Source organism: Aerococcus agrisoli (genome assembly GCF_003797145.1).
GTDB lineage: Bacteria > Bacillota > Bacilli > Lactobacillales > Aerococcaceae > Aerococcus > Aerococcus agrisoli.
Window position 1 is genome coordinate 1 of the sequence record NZ_RKMG01000034.1, and the last position, 15,914, is coordinate 15,914.

15 protein-coding genes are annotated in these 15,914 nt (G+C 37.0%); 14 read left to right on the forward strand and 1 reads right to left on the reverse strand.

Translation table 11 applies throughout. The features are described from left to right. The first annotated feature begins 207 nt into the window (after positions 1-207). From EF384_RS08430 to EF384_RS08490, 13 genes are all read left to right on the forward strand, one after another. The gene (locus tag EF384_RS08430) at positions 208-1,182 is read left to right on the forward strand and encodes a LacI family DNA-binding transcriptional regulator (RefSeq protein ID WP_123781115.1); all 975 of its coding nucleotides are present in this window, start codon (positions 208-210) and stop codon (positions 1,180-1,182) included. A gap of 4 nt (positions 1,183-1,186) precedes the next feature. After that, the gene (gene rbsK, locus EF384_RS08435; protein ID WP_123781117.1) at positions 1,187-2,092 is read left to right on the forward strand and encodes a ribokinase; all 906 of its coding nucleotides are present in this window, start codon (positions 1,187-1,189) and stop codon (positions 2,090-2,092) included. After that, positions 2,067-2,462, forward strand: coding sequence for a D-ribose pyranase (rbsD, locus tag EF384_RS08440; RefSeq protein ID WP_123781118.1), 396 nt, complete (start codon positions 2,067-2,069; stop codon positions 2,460-2,462). The genes rbsK and rbsD overlap by 26 nt, the downstream gene beginning before the upstream one ends. Positions 2,463-2,474: 12 nt before the next feature. Further along, a complete protein-coding gene (locus tag EF384_RS08445; RefSeq protein WP_123781120.1) occupies positions 2,475-3,956 on the forward strand; it encodes a sugar ABC transporter ATP-binding protein in 1,482 nt (493 codons plus the stop codon). Beyond that, positions 3,956-4,924: an ABC transporter permease gene (locus EF384_RS08450; protein ID WP_123781122.1), complete on the forward strand. Its 969-nt coding sequence runs from the start codon at positions 3,956-3,958 to the stop codon at positions 4,922-4,924. Before EF384_RS08445 ends, EF384_RS08450 begins: the two co-directional genes overlap by 1 nt. Before the next feature lie 11 nt (positions 4,925-4,935). Then, positions 4,936-5,874, forward strand: coding sequence for a D-ribose ABC transporter substrate-binding protein (locus EF384_RS08455; RefSeq protein WP_123781124.1), 939 nt, complete (start codon positions 4,936-4,938; stop codon positions 5,872-5,874). Between the two features lie 530 nt (positions 5,875-6,404). Next, on the forward strand, positions 6,405-8,414 hold the full coding sequence (locus EF384_RS08460) for a BglG family transcription antiterminator (RefSeq protein ID WP_158607421.1): 2,010 nt from the start codon (positions 6,405-6,407) through the stop codon (positions 8,412-8,414). Beyond that, positions 8,411-8,704 carry a PTS sugar transporter subunit IIB gene (locus EF384_RS08465; RefSeq protein ID WP_123781128.1) on the forward strand — a complete coding sequence of 98 codons (294 nt, stop codon included), beginning with the start codon at positions 8,411-8,413 and terminating at the stop codon, positions 8,702-8,704. The genes EF384_RS08460 and EF384_RS08465 overlap by 4 nt, the downstream gene beginning before the upstream one ends. Before the next feature lie 34 nt (positions 8,705-8,738). Next, positions 8,739-10,097 (forward strand): PTS ascorbate transporter subunit IIC, encoded by a 1,359-nt coding sequence (gene ulaA, locus EF384_RS08470; protein ID WP_123781130.1) that lies wholly within the window; start codon positions 8,739-8,741, stop codon positions 10,095-10,097. 160 nt (positions 10,098-10,257) lie between these two features. Beyond that, the gene (locus tag EF384_RS08475; protein ID WP_123781131.1) at positions 10,258-11,031 is read left to right on the forward strand and encodes a TspO-related membrane protein; all 774 of its coding nucleotides are present in this window, start codon (positions 10,258-10,260) and stop codon (positions 11,029-11,031) included. Between the two features lie 485 nt (positions 11,032-11,516). Then, the gene (locus tag EF384_RS08480; RefSeq protein WP_158607422.1) at positions 11,517-12,245 is read left to right on the forward strand and encodes an LPXTG cell wall anchor domain-containing protein; all 729 of its coding nucleotides are present in this window, start codon (positions 11,517-11,519) and stop codon (positions 12,243-12,245) included. Between the two features lie 149 nt (positions 12,246-12,394). Next, a complete protein-coding gene (locus tag EF384_RS08485) occupies positions 12,395-12,970 on the forward strand; it encodes a YdcF family protein (RefSeq protein WP_233570079.1) in 576 nt (191 codons plus the stop codon). 41 nt (positions 12,971-13,011) lie between these two features. After that, the gene (locus EF384_RS08490) at positions 13,012-13,593 is read left to right on the forward strand and encodes a YdcF family protein (RefSeq protein WP_123781135.1); all 582 of its coding nucleotides are present in this window, start codon (positions 13,012-13,014) and stop codon (positions 13,591-13,593) included. Positions 13,594-13,934: 341 nt separating this feature from the next. Here EF384_RS08490 and mobV read toward each other — a convergent pair whose 3' ends face one another. Then, the gene (mobV, locus tag EF384_RS08495; protein ID WP_158607423.1) at positions 13,935-14,627 is read right to left on the reverse strand and encodes a MobV family relaxase; all 693 of its coding nucleotides are present in this window, start codon (positions 14,625-14,627) and stop codon (positions 13,935-13,937) included. A gap of 672 nt (positions 14,628-15,299) precedes the next feature. Here mobV and EF384_RS08500 point away from each other — a divergent pair. After that, positions 15,300-15,764, forward strand: a complete 465-nt coding sequence (locus EF384_RS08500; protein WP_123781139.1) for an LPXTG cell wall anchor domain-containing protein — start codon at positions 15,300-15,302, stop codon at positions 15,762-15,764. Positions 15,765-15,914 lie beyond the last annotated feature (150 nt).

Consider the following 15,914-nt stretch of genomic DNA (forward strand, 5'->3'; position numbering starts at 1 on the left):
ATAGAGGTATGAATTATTCAGGTGATAATTTATATAAATTTTGTTTTATTTATAACGATTATAACAAGATAGTTAAGCGTACACAAGACAATAGAGGAACATACGTTCTTGGGATTTTGTATTTTTAAAATGTTCTACTTGTATTCTGCAAACTAACCTGTTAGAATTGTGTAAACGGTTACATAAAGAGGGTGAGGAGGTGGAATGATGGCAACAATTAGACAGGTGGCTGAGTTGGCGGGTGTTTCGGTGGCGACTGTTTCTCGTGCTTTGAATGATTCAGGGTATGTGAGTGAGGATGCGCGGGATAAGGTGCTACATGCGGTGAAGGAATTGAATTTCTACCCGAATGAAGTGGCACGTTCTTTGTTTAATAAAAAATCGAAAATGGTTGGTTTATTATTGCCCGATATATCTAACCCTTATTTCACCATGCTAGCTAAAGGGGCCGAAGATGCTCTAAACGATGATGGTTTTTCTTTGCTCTTGGCCAATACGCAAGATAAGACGGATAAGGTTTCTGAATATGCTTTGAGTTTTGCTTCGAATAATGTTGCCGGGGTCTTATCTGTTGAACCAATTGATGGCGATTTTTTGAAAAATGTTCCTTTGGTTAATTTAGACCGAGTTCCTGGTAAGCATGAATATGCTGTCTTTGGGGATGATTTTCAGGGGGGCGTACTTTCGGCGGAAACGATTCTTGCCTGTAATCCGCAGAATATTGTGGTGATGGTTGGACCCAGGGAGGTTCCGACTGCTCAGGAACGATTGAATGGTATTCGGTCAGTTTTAGAAAAACAAGATATTCCTTTTGACATGTTCCAAACCAAATCTTATCGGGTTGAGGATGCGCATGAAACAGTCGATGCGTTACTTAATGCTTATCCGAATATGGATACAGTTATTGCGACCAATGATGTGTATGGGGCGGTGGTCATTCGTGAAGCTTTGAAGAGAGGCATTCAAATTCCAGAAGATCTTCAAATTATAGGTTATGATAATTCTAGTTCCTCTGGTCTGGTCTATCCTGGGTTAACTACTATTTACCACCCAGCTTATGATATTGGCTATGTGGGTGCTAAGTTGTTGTGCCAGTTAATTCAGCAAAAAGCAGTCAAAGAAAAGGTAGTGCAGCTACCAGTTCAATTGGTAATGAGGGAGTCTTTAAGAAAGAAGGTATAAATAAATGAATCAAATTACAGTGATTGGATCTATATCAACTGATTTTGTGGTGACAACTGATATTTTGCCAAGTATTGGGGAGACAGTATCAGGTCTTGATTTTAATCAGTCATTTGGTGGTAAGGGAGCAAACCAGGCAGTTGCAGCAGTACGTTTAGGCGGTCAAGTAACTATGGTAGGTGCAGTAGGTGATGATGTATTTGGAGACCAGTTAATTGCTAATTTAGATAACAACGGGATTTCTACTGTCAATGTGGAACGGGTTACACATGTACCATCAGGTTCAGCTATTATTACTTTGCATCAAAATGATAACGCTATCATATATGTGGCCGGCGCAAATAATTTAATATCAACTATTGGAAGTGAGGAAATAGCAGCTGTCATTAAGCAAAGCGAAATAGTTATTTTACAAAATGAAATACCGCAAGGTCAGATAGACTGGATTTTGGAAACGGCTAATCGTTTAGATGTGCCAGTTCTCTATAATCCAGCACCAGCAAGACAAGTGAAACAGGAGTTGATGGACAAGGTAACGTATTTTACGCCTAATGAAAGTGAATTTTCACTTATATTCAAGGGTTTGAGTTTGTCAGAGGGCTTGCATCGTTACCCCAATAAGTTGTTGGTGACACTAGGATCTAAAGGTGTTATCTATTTTGACGGAAAAGAAGAGGTTCTGGTTCCAGCTTACCATGTGCAACCAGTGGATACGACTGGGGCGGGTGATACCTTTAATGGCGCCTTTGCGGTTGCTGTAACTAAGGGATTGGCTTTGAAGGATAGTGTGCGGTTTGGAAATTTGGCAGCATCCCTGTCTATCCAAAAATTTGGGGCACAGGGCGGTATGCCAACGATTGAAGAGATGAAGGGAAGTAAGGATTATGAAGAAGCATGGGATTTTGAATAGTGAAATTGCGAAAATTTTAGCAGATTTAGGCCATACGGATCAAATTACAATTGGGGACGCAGGCTTGCCAGTTCCAGCGGGTGTGAAGAAAATTGATTTGGCATTGAAGTTAGGAACGCCAGCTTTTGTTGAGGTGTTGGCAGAAGTTTTGAAGGATATGGCTATTGAAAAGGTAATTTTGGCGGATGAAATTAAAGATCAAAATCCGGACCAATTACAAGCTGTGTCAGAATTGATTGGAGATACGGATATTGCTTATATATCACATGAAGATTTTAAAGAGCTAACTGCACAGTCAAAAGTCGTGATACGTACGGGTGAGGCTACGCCTTATTCTAATATTATTTTGCAATCGAATGTAATTTTTTAGGAGGTGGATAAATTGGACGTAAGTATGAAGGGAATTACCAAGAGTTTTGGTAATAATAGCGTCTTGCGCGGGGTAGATTTTGACCTTGTGGCAGGAGAGGTTCATGCCCTTATGGGTGAGAACGGTGCTGGTAAGTCTACCTTGATGAATATCTTAACTGGTATTCATAAGGCTGACGCTGGGACAATTGAAGTAAATGGTAAGCCAGTGTTGTACGATGATCCGAGTGTGGCGGAAGGTAATGGGATTTCATTTATCCATCAAGAGATGAATGTTTGGCCGGATATGACGGTAGTTGAAAATTTGTTTATGGGTCGAGAAATTGCGAGTAAGTTCGGTATTTTAGATAAACAGTCGATGGCGAAACAAGCTAAGGCTGTCTTTGACACGTTGAATGTGCAGATGGACTTAAATCGAGAAATTGGTCATTTATCTATAGGGCAACAACAAATGGTTGAAATTGCAAAGTCACTCTTATCTAATGCAGAAGTGATTATTATGGATGAACCAACAGCAGCTTTGACAGACCACGAAATTGATAATTTATTCCATATTATTGATAATTTGACTGGTCGAGGTGTTGCAATTATCTATATATCTCATCGAATGGAAGAAATATTTAAGATTTCAGATCGAATTACAGTTATGCGAGATGGCGTATCTGTTGGCACATTGAAGACGAGTGAAACGAATAATGATGAAATTGTACGCATGATGGTAGGTCGAGATTTGGAAGATTACTATCCAACTAAAACAGCAGCTATTGGCGATATCGTTTTTGAAGTGAAAGATTTAAATTCACCAGGCAATTTCAGTGATATTTCTTTCAAAGTACATGGTGGCGAAATTGTGGGTGTATCAGGTCTGATGGGTGCAGGTCGTACTGAAATTATGCGTGCTATATTTGGATTGGATCCTTTAGAAAGTGGCCATATCTTTTTGGATGGAGCTGAGATCCATGTTCAAAATCCTAATGATGCAATTCGCCAAGGAATTGGTTTCTTAACGGAAGACCGTAAAGATGAAGGATTAATTTTGGATGAATCGATCCGTGAAAATATTTCCTTGCCTTCAATTGATGGATTTACGAAGGGCTTGACTATTGATCGAAAGGCGGAGAATGAATTTGCAGAGATGTTAAGTAATCGGTTAGCCGTAAAGACAATGGGTATAGAAGAACCTGTATCCTCTTTATCTGGTGGGAACCAACAAAAAGTGGTATTAGCAAAATGGGTTGGTATAGGCTCTAAAGTGCTCATTCTAGATGAACCAACACGCGGAGTCGATGTAGGTGCCAAACGTGAAATTTATCAATTGATGAATGAATTGGCTGAACGCGGTGTAGCTATTATTATGGTATCTAGTGATTTACCGGAAGTACTAGGCGTTTCTGACCGCATTTTAGTTATTCATGAAGGTAAATTAGCGGGTCAAGTAACAAGAGAAGAAGCAACTGAAGAGAAAATTATGAAACTTGCAACGGGGGGATATTAATGAATACGAATGTAGAAACCGTAAAAGAAACACGGGAAAAAGCGAATTATAAAGAATTATTGGGTAAATTAGGTCCCTTGTTGGCATTGATTGTTCTGGTTGTTTTTGTAAGCGTTTTAAGTCCAGACTTTTTATCTTTATCGAATTTAATGAACTTGATGCGTCAAGTGTCCATTAATGCTTTGATTGCTTTTGGAATGACGTTTGTTATTATCACTGGAGGGATTGACTTATCTGTAGGTTCTACCCTAGCACTTACAGGCGCAATTATTGGTGGGTTAATTGCAGGTGGAACTGATCCAATTATTGCTATGATAATTGGTGTACTTTTAGGATTTTTCTTAGGTGCAGTTAATGGTTTGCTGATTACTAAGGGCAAGATTGTACCATTTATCGCTACACTTGCAACAATGACCATCTATCGTGGGGCAACGTTAGTTTACACAGATGGTAAACCAATTACTGGCCTTGATACCACTTTCTTATTCCAATTTATGGGACGTGGTTACTTCTATGGTATTCCATTCCCTATTGTTATTACATTATTGATTTTTGCTATTTTGTTTGTAGTGCTACACAAAACTGCTTTTGGACGTAAAGTATTTGCAATCGGTGGCAATGAAAAAGCTGCGATTATTGCCGGAATTAAAAATGCGCGTGTCAAAATGATTGTTTATGGTATCTCGGGTACACTATCTGCGATTGCAGGGATTATCCTAACTTCTCGTTTAAATTCTGCACAACCAACAGCTGGTACATCTTATGAAATGGATGCAATTGCGTCTGTAGTCTTAGGTGGTACGAGTATGTCAGGTGGCCGAGGTCGTATTTTTGGTACGCTTGTTGGGGCATTGATTATTGGTACTTTGAATAATGGTTTGAACTTACTAGGGGTTTCGACTTTTTACCAACAAATCGTAAAAGGTATTGTGATCATCATTGCCGTTTTGATTGATAGAAAGAAATAGGAGGAAGAATGATGAAAAAATTATTTGCCGTCTTAATTGCTACGCTATTGCTAGTTGCTGGATGTGCACCAGCTTTCTCATTAGAGGCACCAGGAAACGTTGAAGAAACAAGTGTTAGCGAGAAGAAACCTGAAGAGATTACAGTTGGTTTATCACTATCTACATTATCAAATCCATTCTTTGTTTCATTAGAAGAAGGTGTTACAAAGTTAGCAGATGAAAATGGCACGAAAGTTGTCACAGTGGATGCACAAGATGATTCTGCAAAACAATCTAATGATATCAATGATTTAATCCAACAAAATGTGGATGTCTTATTGATTAACCCAGTTGACTCAGCTGCTATTTCACCAGCTGTAGAAGCAGCTAATAGCGCAAATATTCCGGTGATTTTGGTGGATAGAACCTCTGACTCTGGTGAAGTAGTCACACTTGTTGCTTCTGATAATGTGGCAGGTGGTGAAATGGCAGCACAATATATTGTGGATACTGTAGGAGAAGGTGCTACAACTATTCAATTGGAAGGTGTACCCGGGGCTTCAGCAACAAATGAACGTGGTCAAGGATTTATGAATGTGGCTGAAAAATCGTTAAATGTTGTAGACAGCCAAACTGCTAACTTTGATCGTGCTGAAGGATTAACTGTAATGGAAAATATGCTACAGGGGAATGCTGATATTAAAGCCGTATTTGCCCAAAATGATGAAATGGGATTGGGCGCAATCGAAGCCATTAAAGGTGCTGGATTAGAAGATCAAATTACAGTAGTAAGTTTTGATGGTACTGAAGGTGGTTTGAAAGCAATTGAAGATGGTTCTCTAGCAGCAACAGTGGCGCAACAACCAGATGAAATGGGTCGCTTAGCTTTACAAGCAGCTTATGATTACTTTGCTGGCGAAGATATTCCAGAGAAAATTGATTCACCGTTGGAATTAGTAACAAAAGAATAGTAACTGAAGAATTTTTGATAATTAGGGCCAAGTTGAAGCTTGGTCTTTTTTGTTTTTAATTCAATTAATTAAATACTTCAGCTTCCACCTATTCAATAGTGTACAACAAAGCTAAGTAAAAACAATTGTTGGAATGATCAAAACGTTGTTTGTTCATTTTTTCTTTTGAGGAAACCTCAGAGGGTTATGAGGTTCATTTTTTCTCATTTAGATAATCACAGGGGATTATGCTTTTCTTTTTACAAGATTAAAACCGTACGGCGGTTTGTGCGATTCTCTGTTTCTCATCCAAGAAACAACAGCCCGTTTGTTGCTCCATTTCCTGTGTATATGATATCAAATAAATACATTTTTTCATGGGATAGGCCAGTATAAGTTATCTTTGTTTTTTATATAAATAAATTATACAATAAATGTATATGTGATATTCTTTGAGTTCAATTTTTTCAAATCCGCCTTGTGAAAATTGAACTCAAAGCAACTATATTTATAAGCGCTTTCAATATATGATGTATTCAGGAGGTTCAGAGATGGACTATAAATTAGCTTATTTATTAAATGAACCGAATAAAAAATATTCGTTTGAAGATATTCAAAAACGATATGGTTTAAGCAAGGATCAGTTGCTGAAAGAAACAGGGGGATTGATAACGAATATTCAGGAAGATGAATTTCATTTAAAACATATTTCGATTGAAGCATTTACTAAAGCATCATTAGAACTACGTGATGAAGAAGTGTTTGTAGATTCGGAAGATCGGATGAAATTAATTTTTTTAATGACATATTCAAAGTTAGATGAATTATCTGTTTTTCATTTTCAAGATTTTTTCTTAATGTCTAAGGGGACAATATCTGCTGATATCAAAGCGTTAAGAACAAACTTAGATTCCTTCAATATTGAATTGATATATAACCGCAAATTAGGGTTTTATCTGAAGGGTGACGAAATTGTCATAAGAAGACTTGCTAAGAATTTTATTAGTAGCATGTTTGAAAATCAAAAAGCAAAATATTATTTATTAGTCTGGCTTCTAGAAAATAACATGACGTTATATGCATTTATACGTGATTATCTTACTCAGACAATGCATGGACAAAAGATTGATTTCGTATATGGCAGACTGGATGAGATTGTTTACTTTCTAGCATATACTGCTAAACGCATTAAAGAAATGCCATTAAAGTACATGGAAGATCAAAAATTTTTATCTGAATTAGCAATTTTCCCAGTAGTTGAAAAAACTTGTTTTGAAGTTTTTCAAAGCGATAATCAAATTGAAGTCGCCTATATGACTACAATTTTAATGACGATTGTTCAAGGTGATCTCGCAGATCCGTCATTTACCTTTATTCTTCAGGATGCAGCTAGTTTGATCAAAAATTTTGAGCGTTTAGCGGCAATTCATTTTGAAAATTACCATCAATTATTGACCAATATTTTCTATCATTTGGTACCAACTTATTTTAGGATTCGTTTTGGATATAGCTTACCGAATCCCTTATTACTAGATATCAAACAAAAATATAGAGACATTTTCCAAATCACTATGGATGCCTTTGAAGAGGTTGTTGGGAAAAGCGTTATGGTTCCAGAATCGGAAATTGGATATCTTACAATTTTGTTTGGTGGAGAAATATACCGAATCAATAAGGGTGAAAACTATGAGAATTTATCAGCGTTGATTGTGTGTCCTAGTGGTATATCCTCTTCTTTAATTTTAGCAACGGAACTAGAGAACATGTTTCCCACGATACAATTTCTGAAACCTATGTCCATATCAGAACTGTCTGAAACGGATGCTGGTACGTACGATATAATTTTCTCTACAATTCCATTAATATCAGAAAAAAAAGTATATGTAACAAAACCACTAATGACGGCTTATGAAAAGAACGTGATTATTAATAAGGTACAAAATGATTGGATTTTGCCAGGTGTTACATTACCTAATGCCGAAGAAATTATAGCTGCAATTAGACCCTATATTCATTATAAAGAAGGGGTCAATCGAGAAAAATTGCTCGAAGTTTTAAATCATAAATTTACGAAATTATTTGAACACAAGGAGGTCGAGAAGCCATTGTTAAAAGAACTCATTACTGAAGATACAGTTACTGTCGTAGATCATGTAGAAGATTGGAAAGCGGCAATTACTTTAGCTGCCAACCCATTATTACGACAAGGGAAAATTGAAGAAAAATATATTGATGCCATGATTCAAAAGGTTGAAGAGAACGGGCCATTTATTCATATAGGTCCTTTCGTAGCCTTACCCCATGCGCGACCTGAAGAAGGTGTGAATGAAATTGGTATGTCTATCTTGAAGGTGGATGAACCAGTGAATTTACTAGATGACGTAGCTCATCCAATCAAATTATTTATTTGTTTAGCCGCGGTCGATAATGATACGCATTTAAAGGCTTTAGCGAATTTGACGAATATTTTATCAGACGAAGCTTTGCTAGATCGATTAGTCAACGCAATAAACCCTGAAGCAATTTTAGAAGTGATTAATGAAGGAGAAGAAGAAGAATGAAAATTTACGCAGTATGTCAAAGTGGTTTAGGTACTAGTTTTATGGTGGAAATGAATATTAAGAATGCGCTAAAAGCTCGTGGAGTAGATTTAGATGACTTCCAAGTCGATCACGGAGATGTTGGTTCGGTATCTGCAAATATGGGGGATTATTTCTTCTTTGAAAAGACATTACAAGATACATTAACGAATTTACCTGCAGATAAAATGGTACCACTAAACTCTATTATTGATAAAAAAGAGATTCAAGAAAAAGTAGACAAAATTTTAGCAGATAACAATATTGCCTAATAGATAGGTGAAATTGAATTAAGGGGGAAAGATTATGCAAGGACTATTAGATTTATTCGTATCAATCGCAACACAACCTGCAATATTAATTTCTTTAATTGCATTGATTGGTCTACTAGTACAAAAGAAAAAGGCTAGTGCAGTAATTACAGGGACTGTTAAGACACTTGTTGGTTTCTTAGTATTAACAGGTGGGGCAGGTATTCTAAGTGGTTCACTTCAACCGTTCTCTGAAATGTTTCAATTCGCTTTGAATACGAACGGCGTAGTACCAAGTAACGAAGCGGTGGTTGCAATTGCTTTACAAGAATATGGGACACCAACTGCATTGATCATGTTGGTTGGTATGATTGTGAATATTGTATTGGCGCGTGTAACTCGTTTTAAATATATCTTCTTAACTGGTCAAGCTATGTTATATGTTTCATGTTTAACCGCAGTTATTTTAGTTTCTGCAGGTTTTGGCCAAGGATTATCTACTATCTTATTGGGCGGATTATTCGAAGGTACATTATTAACAATTACACCAGCTCTTTGTCAACCATTTATGAAGAAGATTACTGGTAGTGATGATGTAGCTATGGGACATACTGGAAACATTGGTTATGCAGCTAGTGGTTTAATTGGTAAATGGTTTGGTAATCCCGAAGATTCAACTGAAGATATTAACGTACCTAAGGGTCTGGCTTTCTTACGCGATTCTACTGTCTCAGTTATGTTATTAATGTCAATTGTGTATATTATCTTGGCCTTTATGGCTGGTCCAGAATTTATTGAAGGTAACTTGAGTAACGGTGAAAACTTCCTCGTATTCTCACTTATCCAAGCAGGATCATTTACAGCTGGATTCGTCATCGTTTTACAGGGTGTACGTATGGTAATTGGTGAAATTGTACCAGCCTTCCAAGGGATTGCTGATAAATTTGTGCCGGATGCTAAACCAGCTTTGGATGTACCAATCATCTTCCCATATGCACCAAATGCTGTATTAATTGGCTTTTTTACTTCATTCTTGGTAGGTACATTTTCAATGTTTGTTATGCTAGGAATGGGTACGACAATCATTATTCCGGGTGTAATCGGTCACTTCTTCTGTGGTGCAGCTTCAGGTGTATTTGGTAACTCAACAGGTGGTAAACGAGGCGCAATCTTAGGATCTGCTTTCAATAGTTTGTTAATTTCATGGTTACCTTTAGCAATCATTCCTTTATTAGGTAATTTAGGATTGGCTGCTTCAACCTTTGCCGATACCGATTATCTAATTCCAGGTATTGCATTAGGTACAGTAGGTAGCTTTGGTGCAACTGCCCTGCTTGTTGGTATTATCGCTTTTGTTGCATCTGTATTTATCGCAAATTTTGTGTTAAACAAACGTGATACAAAAAATGCTTAATTGATAGATTGTTAAAATATAAAAGGCCAAGTAAAAGCTTGGTCTTTTTTGCTTTATACAAGTTGATTTGTTAATGATTTGCTTCTAGAAAAGGTATAATAAGTTTTAAGTTATTTTAGAATTTGAATCATTAATATAAAGAATATATGGAGGAAAATGCATGTCAACGAAATGGAAAGCTTGGAGTAATGTAGTTTTATTACTATTTACTTTTTTCGTGAATTTTTTAGGGGGAAGTGGCCGCATTAATGGGATGTCGCAGGCAGCGGTTTCGGACAAATATCATACCTTAATTACACCGGCTGGTTATACTTTTAGCATTTGGGGTGTTATTTATAGCCTGTTATTAGTTTGGACGGTTAACATGGCATTGCATTCAAAGAAAAAAGAATATGAGAAAATCATCGAGGCGATTACACCATTTTATTGGTTGTCTTTGATCACGAATATGATTTGGATAGTCACATTTTCTTATGAATGGGTGGGTATTTCTACTACATTTATTTTTATCTATTTACTCGCCTTGATTGCTTGTCTGAATAGCATTAGTAGTATTGCGCATCCAGGGCGAACGTTTTCGGGTGTGACTTTCGGATTACATACGGGCTGGCTGTTAATTGCCTCTGTAGTGAATGTAGCTGCTTTTCTCGTTCAAATCAATTGGTCAGGATTTGGTATTTCTGACACCATTTGGGCGGGGATTGTGATAATCGTTTCCATAGTAATTGCTAGTTATGTTTCTAATAAGATGCGTAATGCTGTTTTACCGTTACCAATCGCATGGGCATTTTTTGGAATCCATGGCGCACTCATTATGAGTGGCGGCAATAATGGGCTTCAAATCCTCGCAATTCTAGGTTTTCTGACTATGCTATATTTATGTATTCATATATTTATAAAGAATGGCAAGGCAATTTTACCGAAAAATAATTAAATTATTTTTTGGGTACCAGTGGTAAGTTTATCGTAGTTGAGCCCAGATAAAAAATTTAGATTAGTCAATAAGAAGTAAAAAACGAGTAGACTTCGTGAGGATGTCTACTCGTTTTTTGGGTTCTATAATAAATAGTGTTGGTGAGATTTCATGTTGAATCTCATTGACACTATTTTTGTGTACGCAAAAAGGACATGATATCCTTAATTCATGTAAACCACTACGAATACAGAAAGAAGGGAAAATCATGTCCCATACATCCATTATAAAACAACTTTGCGGTATTTTCGACAATAATATTGATATTACAATACCAAAATCTATGCGCTTGTTACCACTTGAAAAGTATCGTGAAATAAATCATTTCGTGTTATATGGGGTTCTTACATACAAGCCTAAGGCTTNGCTTGTTACCACTTGAAAAGTATCGTGAAATAAATCATTTCGTGTTATATGGGGTTCTTACATACAAGCCTAAGGCTTGTATGCACTGTGGTGTAAAGAATACTGGTAATCAAGATATCATCAAACATGGCTTTAAACCAGCTATCATTCGATTACCGAACACGCCTACTAATCCTGTTTTGCTTAAATTACAAAAGCAACGTTTTTATTGTAAACACTGTGCGCAAACTTTTATCGCGTCAGAACGCACAGGTGGTTTCTTTATCTACAAAGTTACGGATGCTGAAAATCCATATTTTATTGACTACTTATACGACCCTTCATTAACCAATATTTCACCGGAAGGTTTGTACTTTGTATCAGCTGAAGACTCAGGTACTGGTCGTCCAATGTTAGTGGTTGCACATGAATTATCAGGTACTATTACCACATTTGATATTACGTCATTATTGGAAGATACAGATAGTGAGACACCAGTCGAGGAAGAACCAGTCGTAGAAGTACCAACAGATGTGGATGGTAATGAAGTACCGAATGGGGCAAATGGTGGCCAAGTAGTAACTACACCGCGCGTAACAGAAGGACCATATGGCAACATTGTCGAAGTTGAAGAATATGACCATGTGGGAATTAACCTTGCTGCAGCAGCTCAAGCTGAAAAAGACGCGAATAATACCTTAAATGTGGATATTGCGGGTGCGATTTTACCTGAAACGGGCTCAGAAAACACATCAATCTTTGGTTTGATTGGTATAGCAATCGCTGGATTGGGTGGCTTCTTAGTACGTCCGTTTAAGAAAGAAAACTAGAGTGAATTAGGGTTTAGATTTTATAGCGGCCACGCATGACGTAAGTTTTGCGTGGCTTTTTTTTATGGTTAGCTATAGATTGAATCAAGTAAGGGACGTGATTATGTTAAAATATAAGCATATTATAGAAATAAATTGAGGGTGGTTATTTGAAAAAATTATTATGGATACCACTATGGATTATGATATATGTAGCGCTTATGTTTCAAATTACGGCGACTAATTTGATTGTAGATGAAACACCAAAGATATCTGATATTATTATCGTGCCTGAAGGGGATTCTTCACCAAGAGCGAGTAGTGCTGGACTTTTGATAAAAGAAGGTTATAGCCGAACAGGAAAAGTAATTGTCAGTCCCTTAACTGAGTATAATTTACCTAATTATGTAGCAGCCGGTGTTAGTGAGGCGCAAATTATTAATGAACCTAACGCGACGTCAACCTATACAAATGCTACAAACACTTTGAGAATGATGCAGGAGTTAGGGTTGCATTCAGCGATTATTACCACCTCTGATTATCATATGTTACGCACAAAACTGATTTATGAACGACAAAATCGACACTATAACTTTGATTTGACATACGTGGCTGCCTATCGTGAAGTGAATGGTAAATTAGTGGCTTGGCCAGATATCGTTGCAGATGATCGTAAATTTGCTTTTCAGGAATTTAAAAAATTTTGGGCATATGTATTTTTCCTCTATCATTGGGTAGATGAATAAGTGTTGAAGGATATGAAAAAGAGCAAAATTATTGAGGTGAAATGGTGAGAAAAATGCTATTGATGATTTTAGGTGCGGTTGCGCTAATTGTTGTACTGTATCAGGTTACAATGAAGAATTTGATCGTGGATGAAGAGCCAAAGGTTTCAGATATTATCATTGTGCCAGAAGGTGCCATAACCCCTGAGCGTGCAAGCAATGCGGAACGGTTACTTAATGGGGGATACAGTAAAACGGGAAAAGTGATTGTATCGCCTTATGATAAAAATAATCGGCCTTATTATAAACAAGCGGGTATCAGCGAGAATCAAATCATCAACGAACCGGATGCTACTTCTACCTATACTAACGCCACTAACACACTCAAAATGATGCAAGATATGGGATTAGATTCAGCTATTATTACAACTTCTGATTATCATATGTTACGCACGAAGCTAATTTATGAACGGCAAAATCGCCATTATGGATTTGATTTAACGTATGTTGCTGCCTACCATGAAGTTGATGGCAAATTGGTCACATGGCACGATGCACCACAATATATTCAGGGTTTTGCCCGTCAAGAATTTATCAAATTTTGGGCCTATGTTTTCTTCCTCTATCATTGGGTGGATGCTTAATTTTTAGGATAATCTACAAAGTCTATGTCTTTTGGCGTAGGCTTTTTTAGCGCAATGAAAAACATATTCTACTAGCTTCTGATGTTTCTGCTAGTGGAATAGTTTTTTTTTTATATTTGAAAATCATGATCATCGATTACAGATTCGCGGATTTCGGACATCATTTCGAAATCCATGTCGTCTTCGCCGTATGTCAATTTCAGTAGATTGACTTCGTTAATGAGGTATTTGTTAGCACGCTTGAGTTCCTTTATTTTTTGTTTGAGAGATTTATTCTCATCTTTGATGTCATTGAGTTGTTGACGGATAGCGTCTAAACCATCCCATTCTTCTTGAGTGAATCATTGATGTTTAGCTTCACGAAGAACAGATGGGCTTTTGGCGCTTGGTTTCAGTGTGCGAGCTTGAGGAATTGTTGCAATGCTGTGGGTTGGTTGATTTTGAAATGCTGTGTCGGTATCACTATGTGTACTTTTCATCGTAGAAGTGGTGACGGTAGGGATGACTTCGACTTCGAGTCCGGCATCATATAGATGTTGGGTCAAGCTGGCTTGGATATTTTGAACGATGGTTTTACTGAAGACCTTCTTGGCATTGAGTTTTTTGTCTGTAGTAAAGGGGATAACACCCATGTGAATATGCGGTATTGCTTCATCAAGATGAACCTGAGCATAACGAATACCTTGTTCATCCATATTTTTAGAATAGAAGATGAGAATTTGTTGGAAAAATGCGCGAATTCCTTTATCTGGTTTGTCCCGGAAAAAACCAGCTTCTGAAGAAATATTCCATTCGCATAGGAGAATGGTATCATGGCGAATTTTCCTATCAAAGCGTTTGGTATGGTTGATGTAATTCAGGATATCCACTCTGTAGTTTTGTGTTCTGCCTTGGCGTAAGTCATAGTTGTGTTTGGTTTTACTAGGGTCTATTTCGAGATTGAAAATAGAATCATTTGTCCGCTGATTGTGATAGGCAATTTCATCTAGTTCACTAATTTTGACTTTTTGTATCTTACTGATTAGTTTGCTCATGTGACACATCTCCATTTCCTTTATTTTGCCCATTATACATGTAAAAAATTATAACGAGTGTATCAATATTAGGTGCTATTTCGCATTATATGACACATAAAGGAGAGAAAGCGTGGGTAATTGAAAGTTATATTCATATTCAACTATAGCCCTTTTCACATGGAATTGATTTTGTAGAAAATATATCCATATGTATTTGTTAGTATTTGTAAATGCGTTTCAATTACAGAAATCATTTTACTTATTTGGAATCAATTTTTACTTGTTTAGTGTAATAAAGAAATCTCAAAAATATCATAAAAAGAAAATTTCTGAAATTTTTGCCATTTAGCGTGTTTTCCTCATAAAGGCAGGATTGTACTTGTGAAATGTATACATTATAAATGGATATTTATTTAATGCGTTCATTATATACAAAAACACTTATTTCCTTTTGTTATTAGGCTTTTTCGTATTTATTTTTGAACTGTTTTGCCAAGTCATAAATGCAAATCTTTTCGGTAAATATTCAATTTTGGTGCACAATTTTATACTTTAGGTACGACAGTAACAACAGCACCAGATGGTACCGTGACAATCGGTGGTAACCCAGATGTAACAGATTGGGCACCAACTGAGGAAACACGTTAAGAAACAGTAGTCGTAACGATTACAAATCCAGATGGTTCAACAGTGACTGAAGAAGTAGTGATTACAATCATCCGCGATACAGATGGTGACGGAAATCCAGATATCACCAATCCAGATAATGGCAACGATGGTTACACTGATGTTGAGGAAGAGGCTGCGGGCACTGATCCGAAAGATGCCAATTCTCATCCTTCTGAAGTTGTGCCTCCAGTTGATGAACCAAGTCAACCGGCTGAGCCAACAGCGCCAGTGGAACCTGCTCAACCAGTTCAACATCCAGTTGAAGGTCCTGTACAAACACCAACAGCAAGTGAAACTGAATATCCAGTATTGGTAGCGAAGACTCAAATGGAAGAGTCAAAAACGAAAGTGGATGGCCCTTCAATTGGTCAATTACCAAATACAGGTTCTGAAATGAACACTTCATTGTTTGGTGCAGCATTAGCGTTCATTACTGCTGGATTTGGTATTGTGATTGGTAAGAAGAAAAACAAACAAGATGATTAAGATTCGCAGTAGTTGGCAGACGAGAGGCTAAGTGATTTAGCAAGTATGTCTGAAAACTGACGCAAACAAATTTGCCTAGGAATGACCGGTCAGGTTGTTCCTAGGCTTTTTGTTGTTATTTTTCATATTCATTAGACTATCGCAGACAAG

What these genes read in the sequence shown, in the direction of transcription:
- EF384_RS08490 (WP_123781135.1), top strand. Translation starts at nt 13,012, where the DNA reads ATGGTGAGAAAAATGCTATTGATGATTTTAGGTGCGGTTGCGCTAATT.
- EF384_RS08460 (WP_158607421.1), top strand. Translation starts at nt 6,405, where the DNA reads ATGGACTATAAATTAGCTTATTTATTAAATGAACCGAATAAAAAATAT.
- EF384_RS08465 (WP_123781128.1), top strand. Translation starts at nt 8,411, where the DNA reads ATGAAAATTTACGCAGTATGTCAAAGTGGTTTAGGTACTAGTTTTATG.
- EF384_RS08430 (WP_123781115.1), top strand. Translation starts at nt 208, where the DNA reads ATGGCAACAATTAGACAGGTGGCTGAGTTGGCGGGTGTTTCGGTGGCG.
- EF384_RS08475 (WP_123781131.1), top strand. Translation starts at nt 10,258, where the DNA reads ATGTCAACGAAATGGAAAGCTTGGAGTAATGTAGTTTTATTACTATTT.
- EF384_RS08455 (WP_123781124.1), top strand. Translation starts at nt 4,936, where the DNA reads ATGAAAAAATTATTTGCCGTCTTAATTGCTACGCTATTGCTAGTTGCT.
- rbsK (WP_123781117.1), top strand. Translation starts at nt 1,187, where the DNA reads ATGAATCAAATTACAGTGATTGGATCTATATCAACTGATTTTGTGGTG.
- rbsD (WP_123781118.1), top strand. Translation starts at nt 2,067, where the DNA reads ATGAAGAAGCATGGGATTTTGAATAGTGAAATTGCGAAAATTTTAGCA.
- mobV (WP_158607423.1), bottom strand. Translation starts at nt 14,627, where the DNA reads ATGAGCAAACTAATCAGTAAGATACAAAAAGTCAAAATTAGTGAACTA.
- EF384_RS08450 (WP_123781122.1), top strand. Translation starts at nt 3,956, where the DNA reads ATGAATACGAATGTAGAAACCGTAAAAGAAACACGGGAAAAAGCGAAT.
- EF384_RS08480 (WP_158607422.1), top strand. Translation starts at nt 11,517, where the DNA reads ATGCACTGTGGTGTAAAGAATACTGGTAATCAAGATATCATCAAACAT.
- ulaA (WP_123781130.1), top strand. Translation starts at nt 8,739, where the DNA reads ATGCAAGGACTATTAGATTTATTCGTATCAATCGCAACACAACCTGCA.